Genomic DNA, 13,594 nt, shown 5'->3' on the forward strand with positions numbered 1-13,594 from the left:
CAATGAAAAATATCAACTTGAAAAAATTGGTCGTTGCTTGTCAGGCAGCTACTTTTACTTTAATTACCAGTGTTGCTGTCACCACTCAAGCCAGTGATATCGAACTCTATAAAGCACCACAGACTTCACAAACTACACTAATGTTTATGTTGGATGTGTCTGGGAGTATGGACGGAAGTCGTATAAGGGATCTTAAAAAAGGTATGACCACTCTGTTACAAGGCGACAGTAGTGCAGGGATTGCACCATTGGATGATAAATTGGTTGTGGGTCTATCTACTTTTAGTGAGGCAACAGGGCGGATTAAACTTGAAGCAAAACCATTAGGTGACCCTGTACAACTGGCTGGAAATAGAGAGGTGTTTAGAACCGTTCAACAAGTAGAACAACAGGCACAAAGAACAAGAACACGTACTAAAACAGATGAAGAATGGCAAGAGCGTGTAAGAGTACAAACTCGTTCATGTGGTTTGTTTGGGTGTGGAAATTGGTCGGGTTGGAGTAATCCTGGATGGACAAATAAAACGTCTAATGGGAGTTGGTCCGACTGGGTAGAGTCTGGTTGGAGTCCGACAGGAAGTGAAGTGGTTAAAAGCACCATTGCTCAAGAGTGTGTAGATTGGGAGAGCAATTATAAATGTAAGGCAAGTGGTTGGGTAGCAACTACAAAGCGTGCAGAAGATTTTACAGGAACTATTGCTGTATCTCAAACGGGTAATGTGACGTATTCCAATCCCACAAATATTTCTACAGATTTAGTAACCTCCCCTGCTCAATCAATACCTGCGACGGATGAGACACAATGTGTGGACTCAGATTTTTTTAATCGTTGTCTTAAACAAGAAAATAAACTAACTCAAAATGGAAAAAAAACGACTACTACTGAAAAAGTTGATCAGGAAGCCACTGCCTCATTTACAAAGAGTATTATCTATACGGGTGCAGCCTATGAAACACATCGTAAAAAGATGCTGCGTGAAGTAAATAGTTTAAGTGTTGGTGATAGTACGCCTACAGGTTATGCTTATGCTGAGGTGGCGGCTTACATGATGGGACAAACAACCAAAGGAGAAACAGGCAGTGGTTTTACAGAATCGAGTGTAGGCAATATTCGTGATGCTAATAACTATATAAAACCTATACAAATTGACTCGACAAAACAGTGTAATACGCAAGGTATTTACTTTTTAACGGATGGTCAACCACAGTATTATTATAATAAACAAAGAAGTACATTAGAAGAATTTATGAAAAAAGCCCTTGGTTCTAAGGGAAGTAGCTTTTCTTGCTCAAATCAGAGTACCTTGGGAAAAAGGGGGAGTGGTTATAGTACTAATAGTACAATGAGTTCTCCAAACGGATGGGATTGTATTGGTGCTTTTACTCAGGCATTAATCAACCCTAACTTAAATCCATCGGGAACTGAAATATTGACGGCTGTTGTTGGATTTGGTTCCGACTTTAGTACGGGAAGTGGAAATGATATTAGTGATGCTAGAGACTGGGGAACACTAGGAAAAGGCGGATGGTATTCAGGTAATGATGATAAAGCTGTAGTCGATAGTGTCAAGGAATTTGTAAAAAAACTTGGAAAATATATTCCTCCTGTAACCACGGGTTCAGTAACCATTCCTGTTGATAATCTGGATACACAAAATATCCAGCCTTGGGGTTATTTCCCACAATTTGACCCTAAACCTGATGCTGTTGGTAATACAGGGGTAGTGACCTGGTTAGGAAATTTAAAAAAATATAGTGTGGTCAATGGTATTTTAAAAGATCGTGATTCTAATACGATTACCAACAGTAATGGGCTTTTAAAAGATGACCTTAATGATTATTGGGCAGATACATCAATTAAAAAAACCATTGAAAAAGAAGTGGATGGCGTACAAATAAGTCAGGAAGTGAAGGTTGGAGGAGCGTTAAGTCGTATGTTGCTGGGTTATAGTACAGCCCAGACCCCAAATGAAAGGAGAATTTTTACGGATCGTACTATTAAACAAAATAGTACAGATAATAGTCAAAATGATATTGGTACTATAAGTTCAGGTAACCTTATAAAGTTGGGACGAGATGACTTTATTTCAAGCAGTTCAAATTTGTATAAACAAGACCCTAAAAGAGCATATCTATTGTCATTATTTGGTTATCCAGTGGGCAAAGACTTAGCTTATAATGTTGAACTATATCCGAAGGAAACAACTTTTCAGACTGAACTAGAGCAGGTCATTCAGCAAACGCCAAAAAGAGATTGGTTAATGGGATCTGTAATGCACTCAAAGCCTATCTTGATTACTCAGGAGGGGACTACAAAATACGATGCAGAGAATAAAGTGACTACCTATGATAAACGTGATGATTTAATTGTTTTTGGTACGACACAAGGCTTGTTACATATAGTACGTGCAGGCACATCTGCAGCGGATGGAGATGCAGGAAAAGAAGTTTTTACCTTTGTCCCAAATGAAATAATTGAAAAACAAGCAAAAGGCTTTTTGTCACAAGACAATCAGTCATCAAATTTGCAATATGGCTTGGATGGGCAATGGACAGCTTATACTGAGTTTGTCACGAAAAAAGGCACAAATGTTAATGAACCTGTAGTGACTGTGAAAGGTGGTAAACAATGGTTGTATGGTGGGTTGCGTATGGGAGGTAAAAGCTATTATGCGCTAGACCTATCTGATGTGACATCAAGTAGCGGTACGCCAAAACTTAAATTCCATATTAATCCAGCAGGAACATGTAGTACCACAAATGCTTTGGGCTGTATGGGGCAAAGCTGGTCTAAACCAACGCTTACATGGGTTAATTGGCAAGGCAAACGTAAACTAGTGATGCTAGTTGGTGGTGGTTATGACGCTGCATACGAAAGCTCTGTAGATTATACCCCAAGTAACACAGATCAAGGCGCAGGCATTTATATGTTCGATGCAGACAATGGTAATTTGTTATGGTGGGCAAGTGCTAATGCAGGATCAACCAATACCGCAACCAACAAAACTTATGCTGCCGAGATGAAGCGTAGCGTAGTCAGTAGCATCAAGGCTATTGATCGTAATAGTGATGGTATTACTGATCATCTCTACTTTGGTGATTTGGGCGGACAGGTTTGGCGTGTTGATTTAAATGCCTCATCTAAGGCAGGAAAGGATGAAAACTTCGCTATTCGTGCAGTGCGTATTTTAGATATGTCTGGCTCAACCAAAGTACCTCGTTTTTATAATGCACCAAACTTCACGATTCATAATTCAAATAATGGACTGTTTGCTGCGGTTAGTATCGGTTCCGGTAATTTGAGCTATCCAATGTCTGCATCTACTAATACTGATGATGGTGTATATGTAATATATGATAAGGATGTAACACGTCGTAATTTAGCTGTATTAACAACATCAGAACTATATACTCAAGATGTTAAACCAAGTGCCACAGGTGGGAAAAAGCTGATAAAGAATACCAATGGTATTACCAAAACTACCCTTACCAGTGGTGGATGGTACTATCCTCTAGGAACAAAAAAGCGAGTTTTAAATGAAACGGTTGCAATTGATGGTGATTTATATGTAAGTATCTTTGATTCATCTGTTGATATTGATGATGTGAACTGCGCTGGTGGTGTACGAGGTGAAAGTAACGCAAAACAGTTCTGTCTACCTTATGGTGATGGGGATTGTAAACTTGTTCAGGATTCAGGTAGTGGCACTGGAGGAGGAAGTTCCGATGAAATTTTCTTAGGTAAAGGAAATGTTGGTATTAGTTTTGGGGGGATTAGCCGAGACAGAAATATCGTACTGAACTTGCCAACAGATAAAACATTAAGAACATATACTGGAAAAACCAAGTTCGTTTCCCAGCGTTGGTATGAGCGTTAAGGCGGGATATTTATGAGAAACAAAGGTTTTACCTTGGTTGAATTGATGATTGTCGTTGTGATCATTGCAATATTTGCTGCAATCGCAATCCCAAGTTACCAGCAGTTTGTCCGTCGTGCAATTGCTTCACATGCTGAACAGGAAATGCAGCGATTAGCAACTTTGTTAGAGAGACATAAATCACGGAATCTTAATTATAGAAATTTTGAGACTACTTCTGTTGCTATACCAACAGGTAAAACAGGGTCAGAAAAGCAATATACAGTCTACATACGTGATGCAACGACTCCAGCCAATGATTTAAAAAATAATGAAGCTTTGGGGCAAGGATGGGTTATATTGGCTGAAGCAAATTCTAAAATAAACTATGGTACAAGTTGTACCACTTGTAATGTTTTACAAGAACAGAACTATAGTTTTCTTTTAACTAGTAGTGGAATCCGTTGTAAAACAAAAGATAAGTTAGTGGAAAGTGAGGTCTTAACCTCGACGAAGCTAGCATCAGTAACCCCATGTGGAGCAAACAGTGAAAGTTGGTAAGCAATATGGATTTACTCTAATTGAGCTTATGATTGTCGTGGCAATTATTGGGATTTTGGCTGCCATCGCTTATCCATCCTATCAGGAGTATACACGCAAAACTAAACGTGTAGATGCTCAGGCAGAAATGGTAAATATTGCTGGTCAATTACAACGGTACAAAATTGTAAATTTTAAATTTTTAAAGTCGGATGGTACAGCGATTGAACTCGATGACATTGGAATAAGTGAACAACTTCCACCATCAGGAACAGCTTTATATAACCTAGCTTTATCTAATGTCACAGCAGGAACATGGACATTAACTGCAACCCCTATTGGGGCTCAAACAGGTGATGGTCATCTTGTACTCAATCATCGTGGAGAAAAATGCTGGACGAAAGGCTCTGACAAAAATAGTGGTTCGCCTTGTATGCCATCAGCTACAACCAACTGGGATGGTCATTAACAGTTAAATAGTTTACAAGAAGCAAATATTCTGAGTATTCGCTTCTTATTTATCGGGTATCTCCATGTTTTATTAGCTGTACATTCAAAACTGTGGATAACTCTTAATTTAGTCTTCCTTTCAGCATAAAATTAACGTAAAATACCGCCCTCTATGAAAGGGGTTTGAAATGTGTCGATGGTCGGTACAGGGATAATCCGTAAAAACTATAAGGTTGTATCATGGTAGTTATTCGTCTTACTCGTGGTGGTGCTAAAAAGCGTCCATTCTATCAAATCGTTGTAACTGACAGCCGCAATGCGCGTGACGGTCGTTTCATCGAACGTATCGGTTTCTTTAACCCAACAGCTCAAGGTAAAGCAGAAAAACTTCGTTTAGATGCTGACCGTTTTGCTCACTGGGTTGCACAAGGTGCTCAACCTTCTGAACGTGTTGCTTCTTTAGCTGCTCAAGCGAAGAAAGCTGCAGCTGCTGCATAATTTAATGAATTAAGTAGTAGGTAGCCCATGACACCAACACAGAATGTGCCCGAAGATCGTATTCAGATTGGACAGCTACGTTCAGCTTATGGATTAAATGGGTGGCTCTGGGTCTATTCCAATACAGAACCCATGAGCAACATATTTGACTACCTGCCTTGGTACATTGAGACCAAAGCAGGTTGGCAAATGGTCGATGTAAAACGTTGGAAACCACATGGCAAAGGCTTGGTGGTCAGCTTAAAAGGTGTGAGTGATCGTACCGCAGCAGACAACTTGGTTGGTGCCAATATCTGGATTTCAAAAGCGCAACTGCCTCAACCGGGCGTGGACGAGTATTATTGGTCTGATTTAAAAGGTCTAACAGTGTTAGGTCTGGACGATGACGAACAAGAAGTGAACCTCGGTCAAATCCATGAACTGTTTGAAACAGGTGCCAATGACGTGATGGTGGTTCGCGCAACTGCCGATAGCGTCGATGGCGAAGAGCGTATGATTCCATGGCATAAAGATGTGGTACAACGCGTTGATCTCGAAGCGGGTCGCATCTACGTGAATTGGGGCGTAGATTATTAATCCTTTCAGGATTCGCAGAGCAGGAAAATAGAGGAGTCTGCGGTGTTTTTTGCAGTCATTACGCTTTTTCCTGAAATGTTTGAAGCGATTACAGCTTACGGTATTAGCGGACGTGCAGCAAAACGTGACTTGATGCAAATTCATTGTATTAATCCACGTGATTATGCACAGGGCAACTACAAACGGGTGGATGAACGTCCATTTGGTGGTGGTCCAGGTATGGTGATGATGGCAGAGCCTTTGGCGCAAGCAATCCAGCATGCCAAAAATCTTGCACAGCAAGCGGGTGCAGTTCATGTGCCAGTGGTGTATATGTCACCACAAGGCAAAACCCTAAATGAGACTGCAGTACAGCAATTCGTTGAATATGATGGATTAATTGTATTGTGTGGTCGTTATGAGGGTGTCGATGAGCGTTTAATTCAGCATTATGTCGATCAGGAATGGTCGATTGGCGATTACGTTTTATCGGGCGGTGAACTACCAGCGATGGTGTTGTTAGACAGTATTATCCGGAGACTTCCGGGTGCAATGTCTGATGAACAATCTCATGTGCAAGACTCATTTGTGGATGGTCTTTTAGATTGCCCACAATATACCAAGCCAGACCATTTTGAAGGGTTGGATGTGCCTGAAGTATTAAAGTCGGGACACCATGCCAATATTGAAAAATGGCGGTTTTTGCAGCGTTATCAACGGACTTTAGAGCGTCGACCTGAGTTGATTGAAAAAGTTGAGTTGAGCAAGCAGCAAAAAAAATGGCTAAAAGATTCGCAAGGGTAGACCAAATAATTGGTTTATCTAAGCACCATGGCTACAGGCAGTTGGTTTGTAGTCTTAAATAGGCTCTTTATGCATTGAAGCGGTCAGGCATAAAGGGAAAGTCAATCGGGCCTATGCGCTTTAGCCTCTAGACCCAGTGGAAATCAGACCTCTTCTGACCCACACATACTGGAGATACCCCATGAGTGGTAAGCATCCTTTAGTACAAGCTGTTGAAAATGCACAGCTTAAGCAAGACATCCCAGCTTTTGCACCAGGCGATACAGTTATCGTTCAAGTAAAAGTAAAAGAAGGTGATCGTGAGCGTCTTCAAGCATTTGAAGGTGTGGTAATTGCGAAGAAAAACCGTGGTTTGAACTCTGCGTTCACAGTACGTAAAATTTCTAGCGGTGTTGGTGTTGAGCGTGTTTTCCAAACCCACTCTCCAATCGTTGCTAAAATTGAAGTGAAACGTCGTGGTGACGTTCGTCGTGCTAAACTTTACTACCTACGTGAACTTTCTGGTAAAGCTGCACGTATTCGTGAGAAATTACCAGCACGTAAACAAGGTTAATTTTAACTTTGCTTTACAGCTAAAAAATGCGCCGTTTAGGCGCATTTTTTTATGTCTGGTATTTGAGTTTATAAACCTTGCATTTTTAAGCGATTGGCATGTTGACGATATACATCAACAGGATCTGGTGCAAAAATATCTTTCATGCCCAAGAGTTGATTGACTTCATCTAAGTGGTTCCAATAGTAGTTATCACGAATGGTTTTACCAAATTTGGCGCTGCAGCGTGATACCAAACCATCATTATCACGACCATTATCAATCAACAAACTGGTCGCCAACATGGCTGAGTCTGGATCAAGTAAATTAGTGACAGCCGTATTGCCCGTAAATGAATAGAACTGGATGCCTTTTTCTTGATAAGCGCCCTCACCACAACTTGTCGTTGGCATACCCATTGGGAATTTGCTGTTAAATTGTGCTGAACCTGTGGTGCTCAAACTGTTGGCACCTGCCAATGAGTCATGTGTATAGCTATTTGGATCTAAACCCTGTGCCCAAGTAATGGTTTTAGACACTAAATTGACCATATCAATTAATGGTTTTTCGAGTGGTGTACCTTGTACATTCAAAATAAAGTCTGCCACAGGCGAGCCTTTATTGGGTGCACCGACTGCAGTCAGTGATGCGACTTTGGACGGCATTACACCTGCAACATAACGAATGGTTGGCCCACCATGTGAGTGACCAATTAAGTTGACTTTGCTTGCACCTGTAATTGCAAGAATTTCATCGACTTGTTGTGCCAATTGTTCGCCACGAACTTCTGATGAGTTAAATGGAGATACACGGGTTGCCCAAGCATTGGCACCGTTACGTGCTAAATTGGGTAAAATTTGGTACCAATAGTCGACCCCTAACTGATCTCCACCAATATTGATAAAACCTGCCATACCGTGAGTAAACACAATTGGGTATTTGGTTTTGGCATAACTGGAGATTACGAAGTTAGATTTGACCTGTTCTGCATTGGATGCGTGCGCAGTACTGAGGGTACTGGCTGCGATTAAGCCTGCAATGAATAATCCATATTTCATATAACATCCTCTATTTTATTGTGCTTTCCTAGCATGACAATATCTATTGTCAAATATCATTATTCAGGAAATTTGCAAGATTGCAAGTTCTGAATGATTAATGGCTGTTGAAACATCAGTTGTTTTTAAAGGTTTTCCTGCACTTGAATTTCAAGCACAGGAAGATGGTTTTGCCAAGATTGAAATGAGCTTTACTATTACAAACCTTGTAATTTCAATCGGTTGGCATGTTGTCGATACAGTGCAACTGGGTCAGGTGCAAACAAGCCCGTTAAGCCAAACATCATGTTGGCAAGGTCGGTATGATTTAGTCGGTAGTTGTCACGAATGACGTGTCCAATGTGGGTACTACAACGTGCGACCATGCCATCGTTGTCTAAATTGCCATAAGACAGTGGGCCGAGTTGCATTAAAACAGTGTCAATATCCAGTAAATTGGTGGCTTGTGCTACACCTGTCCATGAATAGTAATGAATCCCGCGATCTACTTTGGCACCGCTGCTGCTGCAATTTGCGGCCAAGGCTGTGGTTGGAAAACGACGGTTAAAATCTGCAGACGCTGTTTCGGTTAAAGAAGCCATCGATGCATCAAAATCGACAGGCATGTCTGGCTGTTGCTGCGCCCAAGTAATGAGAGGCGCCACCATATAGTCGCCTAAAATATTAAACGCGGTGCGTGATAAACGATTATTTTGAATATCATCGGCAACTTTGGAGCCACGGAATGTACCTGCAACGCCCGTAATTGATGCCACATATTCAGGTTTGGTCGCAGCTACATAACGTACTGTTGGGCCACCATGTGAGTGACCAATTAAATTGACTTTGGATTTGCCAGTGATTGCCATGACTTCTTCGACTTGGGCAATCAGTTGCTCACCTCGAAATTCAGTACGGTGTGCAGGGGAGAGTTGTGCGGCAAATACGGTTGCGCCATTACGTGCCATATCTGGCAAAATTTGATACCAATAATCCATATTAAAGGTTTCATTGCCAATGCGTGACCATCCGAGCCAGCCGTGTACCATGAGCAATGGATATTTGGTTTTGGCATAGTCAGATTTGGCCTGTTCCTGAATAGGCAACACGCTTGGAGCAGCTTGAGCGACACCCATTGAACCGAGCAAGCAGCTAGTGACAGCCAATGTAATTGCCCGTATGTTAGAGATGATGGTCATAAAACAATCCTGTGTTCTTTATTTTTATTACAAGTGAAGTGGTGGCTTCGCTTCCCTCCTGAAAGCTCAGATATGCAAATTGCCGTTGGTTACGGCACATTATTGTGAGTCATCCTCGACTATTTTTTGTACGCTCAGGTATTTTTTCATGCGTAATTTAGAAAAAACATATCATTTGGGGACAGTTATTGCGCATTGTCCCAGAGATTTGTAAATCTACATGCATATTGATATCTATTTAATATTTATAGACATTTGTATATTAAATCGTTGTGGTGAGTTTGTACTAAAACAGCTTTTCAGGCATAAAAATAGGGCATGTTGAATGCCCCAGTTTCCTATGTAGATATGTTAGTCAGCAAAAGGTAATTTTCCACCTTGATCATGTACCTGTTCAAAGGTTTCTAAACGCAATTGCTCTTGTGGATTTTGAAAATGCTGTCCGCGTAATTGTTTCACGGCTTGTTGCTTGGCTTGATCATTCATTCCACTTTGCATGATTTGATCACGCGTACTTAAATAATCCTCTACTCGTGATTTCCACTGACTGCGTTGCCCATCTAATTGTTCTAAACGCTGAGTTGCTTCAGGACCAACCAGATTTAAACGCATTTGGCGGATTTCAGCAGCAGAACCACCACGTGCTTTAATTGCCGCAGTCAAGCTGCGTAAATCTTGCAAGGTGTTCAGCTGTTCTAAATTTTCTTGCCAATCTTGAGGTAATTGTTTAAATAATTCCTGCAATTGTCGTGCTTTTTCAGCTTCAGATAATTTTTTATCATCCATGACTGCCATGCGCTTTAGGGTATATTCGTGATAGGCATCTTCCGTACCAAATAAACCTTCAATTTCATAATCAGAAAAATATTGTTTACGCAGATTTTGCATGCTGCTAAAAATGCTGCGGTAATATTGCGGATCTTCCTGATTTAAATTCGGTGCTTGCAGTTGTCCAAGCGCATTGCGATAGTCCAAATAACGCTGCCATAAATCTAAAATTTGCGATAAGGCAGGCTCTTTATGCCCTTGTTGAATATAGCTTTTAAAATCATCACGAATCTGTTCAATGCTTTTTTCGCCATATTGGGTAATAAAATATTCAAAACAGTTACGGGTTTGTTCATTAACGATCAGGCGGTTGCTTGAATCTAGTCGGAGCTGACAATTGATTTCGGTATCTTGCTGGCTTGGACTTAAAAATGACGCAGCAGCGTTATTGTGCATGGCCTGCTGCATGCGTATCTGTTCAGCACTTTGTGTATCTGCAGTCTGTTCATGAGAAGTAGATTCAGATGTGCTTGACTGCGGCATCAGCCAATACACCAAAGCGGCGATGGCTAGAATCACAACAGCTAAAACAATCCATATTTTATTTTTCTGCATTGCAATGCACCTGTTTCATCCGTTTTATTTTTTTAATCGGGTTTCAATATGCCATAAAAGTTGGTAGCTGTTCTAGAAAAGTTGTCATTTATCTCGGCAGATTGTTACCATGACGCAGTTTTGCTTTGACTTACTTTTTGCTATGAAATCATCTGCGGCTAAAATTCAGCGTCGTGCCATTAGTGGTGTGTTTTTATTAAATAAACCTTTGGGGATTAGTTCCAATGCGGCTTTGCAAAAAGTACGCTGGTTGTATCGGGCGCAAAAAGCAGGGCATACGGGGGCATTAGACCCATTGGCTTCAGGTTTGTTGCCTATTTGTTTAGGTGAAGCGACCAAGTTTTCACATTATTTACTCGATTCTATAAAACGCTATCAGACCACCATTCAATTCGGGCATAGCACCACGACAGGTGATGTAGAAGGTGAAGTCTTGTTACAGCAAGTTGTGCCAGCATTGAGCCAAGAAAAAATTGAACAGGTTTTGACGCAGTTTCAGGGCGATATTATGCAAGTTCCGCCCATGTATTCTGCCTTAAAAAAAGAAGGTCGTCCGTTATATGAGTTAGCTCGTCAAGGCATAGAAATTGAACGTGAAGCGCGCCCAGTTACCATTTATGCGATTGAGTTACTGTCCTTTACCGAAAACAGTATCACGCTGGATGTTACCTGTTCCAAAGGCACGTATATCCGTGTGTTGGGTGAAGATATTGCCAAAGCTTTAGGTACTTATGGACACCTGACTTATTTGCATCGGATTAAAACGGGGCATTTTGACCTGATTCCAAGCTATAGCATTGAATATTTGGAAAGTTTAAGCGAAGCGGAACGTGAAGCCTTATTGCTGCCTGCTTATGCGCCTGTACAGCATTTTCCACAGGTTCAGGTGCCTGAAGGTCGGGCTGAATATTTTAGCCGAGGCATGGAAAGTAATATCGAGCATCCTGCTGTTGCACAAGTATTGGTGTTTGATGGTGAAAAGTGTTTAGGTTTAGCTGAAATTACAGATAAAAAGCGCTTGGTACCGAAACGGGTTTTAAATCTCTAAATTTTGCTCAGATACATAACTTGAATAAAGTGAGTAAGTGAATTAAAGCTTTTTATACAAATAGTTGCAGGATTTTGGATTGATCCTCTATACAGTACTTAGAGGATTAAAACGAAATTAAAAAACTGACTCCAAAACCGATGTGGATGTGCGAGTAGATTTTTATCAATCTGTTCGCCGCGCATAGGTAAAAAACAGAGGTCTGCACATGAATATTTTTGAAGCTTTACGCCAAAGTCACGACATTCAACGAAATTTAGCCCACCAACTGACGCAAACTTCAGGTGATAGCCCTGAACGTAGAGCGATATTTGAACAACTTAAAAATGAATTATTTGCGCATGCAGTGGCAGAAGATCGCTATTTTTATATTCCCTTAATGATGACTGATGCGGGTTTAAATATCACTCGCCATGCTTTGGCAGAGCATCATCAAATGGATGAATTACTCGAACAATTAACCGAAACGGAAATGAGCAACACGGGTTGGCTGGCAATTGCCAAGCAACTGTCAGATAAAGTGCATCATCATTTAAAAGAAGAAGAACATGGCTTTTTTCAGCAGGCAGGCAAAATTTTGTCTGAACAGCAAAAACAAAGTCTAGCCAAGCAATATTTGGCAGAATATGAAAAATACCAACAGATGTCTAAAAACAGTTTGGTTTAAACATTCTGCGGCTGTTTGGATTTTTTTACTGCTCTAAAAGTAACGCCCACCGAAGCTAACATAATGCAGCATAACGCGAGCCATTGCAGTGAAGTAATTTTCTCACCCAACAATACCAAGCCTGTCAGTGCAGCCAAAGCAGGCGATAAACTGGAAAGTGTGCCATAACTCATTTTGCTGAGTTGTTTCAGCGCTTGTAAATCTAAAGCATAAGGAATGGCGGTGGCGAGTACAGCAATGGCAAGTGCTTTGCCCCAATATTGAGTCTCAAACAACGCAGGTGCATTGTTATACAATCCAAATGGGATCAGTGCCAAAGCTGAAATACTGATGGCGATGGTCAGCGCGTGCATGCCAATATTTTGTTGCACCACTTTTTGCCCAAAATAAATATAAAAAGCCCAGCACAATCCTGCACCTAGGGCACACGCTGCACCAAACAGACTAAAATGATCACCCTGCGCTTGTCCCCAAGGCACCATAAGAATAATGCCTAAAATCGCCAACAACACCCAAACATAATCTTTACGGTTTTGAATGGATAATAAAGCCAAGCCCAAAGGCCCGACAAACTCTAAACCCACCGCAATACCTTGCGGCAACTTGCCCAAAGACAGATAAAACAGAATATTCATTAAGCCCAAGGCTGCGCTATAGCACAATAAATCACGCCATTTTAAATGTGCGAGCCGCGACAGAATTTGCCATGAGCGAAACATGATTGCCACAATTACACTGGCAAAGCACAGTCGCAAAATCGTCACAGTAAGCGGGTCAAGCACCTGAAACAATTGTTTGGCAAAAGAAGCACTGATTTGATAGGAGATCATGGATAAAACCATGAACAACACCGCAGTGAGTTGGGCGTTTGGCATGGGGCAGAAAAATACTCAACAGTGTGGAAATGGGAAGGTCAGGCAGATTATAGCAAGTTTAAAAATACAGGGCTGTGGCAACTCAAGGTTACTCATAGATCAGGCATAAAAAACCACAGTGCTAAGACTGTGGTTTTTTGTAGCACCAG

General features: G+C 41.1%; 14 protein-coding genes. 10 read left to right on the top strand and 4 right to left on the bottom strand.

Going from position 1 to position 13,594, the window contains the following annotated elements; all coding sequences use genetic code 11:
- Window positions 1-2: 2 nt before the first annotated feature.
- The 7 genes from F947_RS08525 to rplS all read left to right on the top strand — a co-directional run bounded on the left by F947_RS08525 (window position 3) and on the right by rplS (window position 7,257).
- Complete coding sequence (locus F947_RS08525; protein WP_004974524.1) at window positions 3-3,878, top strand: PilC/PilY family type IV pilus protein; 3,876 nt, start codon at window positions 3-5, stop codon at window positions 3,876-3,878.
- A gap of 12 nt (window positions 3,879-3,890) precedes the next feature.
- Window positions 3,891-4,418, top strand: a complete 528-nt coding sequence (locus F947_RS08530) for a type IV pilin protein (protein WP_004909555.1) — start codon at window positions 3,891-3,893, stop codon at window positions 4,416-4,418.
- Window positions 4,405-4,866, top strand: a complete 462-nt coding sequence (locus F947_RS08535) for a type IV pilin protein (protein ID WP_004974525.1) — start codon at window positions 4,405-4,407, stop codon at window positions 4,864-4,866. Before F947_RS08530 ends, F947_RS08535 begins: the two co-directional genes overlap by 14 nt.
- A 221-nt stretch (window positions 4,867-5,087) precedes the next feature.
- Entirely contained in the window at window positions 5,088-5,345 is a 258-nt protein-coding gene (gene rpsP, locus F947_RS08540) for a 30S ribosomal protein S16 (protein WP_004974526.1), read from the top strand.
- 27 nt (window positions 5,346-5,372) lie between these two features.
- Window positions 5,373-5,921: a ribosome maturation factor RimM gene (rimM, locus tag F947_RS08545; protein WP_004974527.1), complete on the top strand. Its 549-nt coding sequence runs from the start codon at window positions 5,373-5,375 to the stop codon at window positions 5,919-5,921.
- Window positions 5,922-5,963: 42 nt separating this feature from the next.
- Window positions 5,964-6,704, top strand: coding sequence for a tRNA (guanosine(37)-N1)-methyltransferase TrmD (gene trmD / locus F947_RS08550; protein ID WP_004974528.1), 741 nt, complete (start codon window positions 5,964-5,966; stop codon window positions 6,702-6,704).
- A gap of 181 nt (window positions 6,705-6,885) precedes the next feature.
- Window positions 6,886-7,257, top strand: coding sequence for a 50S ribosomal protein L19 (gene rplS, locus F947_RS08555; protein WP_004974529.1), 372 nt, complete (start codon window positions 6,886-6,888; stop codon window positions 7,255-7,257).
- A gap of 68 nt (window positions 7,258-7,325) precedes the next feature.
- Here rplS and F947_RS08560 read toward each other — a convergent pair whose 3' ends face one another.
- From F947_RS08560 to F947_RS08570, 3 genes are all read right to left on the bottom strand, one after another.
- A complete protein-coding gene (locus F947_RS08560; protein ID WP_004974530.1) occupies window positions 7,326-8,294 on the bottom strand; it encodes a lipase family alpha/beta hydrolase in 969 nt (322 codons plus the stop codon).
- A 197-nt stretch (window positions 8,295-8,491) separates the two neighbouring features.
- The gene (locus tag F947_RS08565) at window positions 8,492-9,472 is read right to left on the bottom strand and encodes an esterase/lipase family protein (RefSeq protein WP_004974531.1); all 981 of its coding nucleotides are present in this window, start codon (window positions 9,470-9,472) and stop codon (window positions 8,492-8,494) included.
- 351 nt (window positions 9,473-9,823) lie between these two features.
- Window positions 9,824-10,855: a lipase secretion chaperone gene (locus F947_RS08570; RefSeq protein ID WP_004974534.1), complete on the bottom strand. Its 1,032-nt coding sequence runs from the start codon at window positions 10,853-10,855 to the stop codon at window positions 9,824-9,826.
- A 142-nt stretch (window positions 10,856-10,997) separates the two neighbouring features.
- On the opposite strand from F947_RS08570, the gene truB reads away from it, so the two are divergent.
- Together truB and F947_RS08580 are read left to right on the top strand one after the other, a co-directional pair.
- Window positions 10,998-11,903 carry a tRNA pseudouridine(55) synthase TruB gene (gene truB / locus F947_RS08575; protein ID WP_026438418.1) on the top strand — a complete coding sequence of 302 codons (906 nt, stop codon included), beginning with the start codon at window positions 10,998-11,000 and terminating at the stop codon, window positions 11,901-11,903.
- A gap of 208 nt (window positions 11,904-12,111) precedes the next feature.
- Window positions 12,112-12,570 (top strand): hemerythrin domain-containing protein, encoded by a 459-nt coding sequence (locus F947_RS08580; RefSeq protein ID WP_004974536.1) that lies wholly within the window; start codon window positions 12,112-12,114, stop codon window positions 12,568-12,570.
- Here the strand turns inward: F947_RS08580 and F947_RS08585 are convergent.
- Complete coding sequence (locus tag F947_RS08585) at window positions 12,567-13,445, bottom strand: EamA family transporter (RefSeq protein ID WP_004974539.1); 879 nt, start codon at window positions 13,443-13,445, stop codon at window positions 12,567-12,569. The two genes, F947_RS08580 and F947_RS08585, sit on opposite strands and share 4 nt — an antisense overlap.
- Between F947_RS08585 and F947_RS14740 the strand changes: the two genes are divergently transcribed.
- Entirely contained in the window at window positions 13,399-13,554 is a 156-nt protein-coding gene (locus F947_RS14740; protein WP_162164694.1) for a hypothetical protein, read from the top strand. The genes F947_RS08585 and F947_RS14740 overlap by 47 nt on opposite strands.
- Window positions 13,555-13,594: the final 40 nt, after the last annotated feature.

Origin of the sequence: Acinetobacter towneri DSM 14962 = CIP 107472, from assembly GCF_000368785.1 — a bacterium.
GTDB classification, from domain to species: domain Bacteria; phylum Pseudomonadota; class Gammaproteobacteria; order Pseudomonadales; family Moraxellaceae; genus Acinetobacter; species Acinetobacter towneri.

Excerpts from the sequence above, each read along its gene's own strand:
- rplS (WP_004974529.1), top strand. The coding sequence starts at position 6,886 with ATGAGTGGTAAGCATCCTTTAGTACAAGCTGTTGAAAATGCACAGCTT.
- rimM (WP_004974527.1), top strand. The coding sequence starts at position 5,373 with ATGACACCAACACAGAATGTGCCCGAAGATCGTATTCAGATTGGACAG.
- F947_RS08525 (WP_004974524.1), top strand. The coding sequence starts at position 3 with ATGAAAAATATCAACTTGAAAAAATTGGTCGTTGCTTGTCAGGCAGCT.
- F947_RS08570 (WP_004974534.1), bottom strand. The coding sequence starts at position 10,855 with ATGCAGAAAAATAAAATATGGATTGTTTTAGCTGTTGTGATTCTAGCC.
- F947_RS08585 (WP_004974539.1), bottom strand. The coding sequence starts at position 13,445 with ATGCCAAACGCCCAACTCACTGCGGTGTTGTTCATGGTTTTATCCATG.
- F947_RS08565 (WP_004974531.1), bottom strand. The coding sequence starts at position 9,472 with ATGACCATCATCTCTAACATACGGGCAATTACATTGGCTGTCACTAGC.
- F947_RS14740 (WP_162164694.1), top strand. The coding sequence starts at position 13,399 with ATGGATAAAACCATGAACAACACCGCAGTGAGTTGGGCGTTTGGCATG.
- F947_RS08530 (WP_004909555.1), top strand. The coding sequence starts at position 3,891 with ATGAGAAACAAAGGTTTTACCTTGGTTGAATTGATGATTGTCGTTGTG.
- F947_RS08560 (WP_004974530.1), bottom strand. The coding sequence starts at position 8,294 with ATGAAATATGGATTATTCATTGCAGGCTTAATCGCAGCCAGTACCCTC.
- truB (WP_026438418.1), top strand. The coding sequence starts at position 10,998 with ATGAAATCATCTGCGGCTAAAATTCAGCGTCGTGCCATTAGTGGTGTG.
- F947_RS08580 (WP_004974536.1), top strand. The coding sequence starts at position 12,112 with ATGAATATTTTTGAAGCTTTACGCCAAAGTCACGACATTCAACGAAAT.
- rpsP (WP_004974526.1), top strand. The coding sequence starts at position 5,088 with ATGGTAGTTATTCGTCTTACTCGTGGTGGTGCTAAAAAGCGTCCATTC.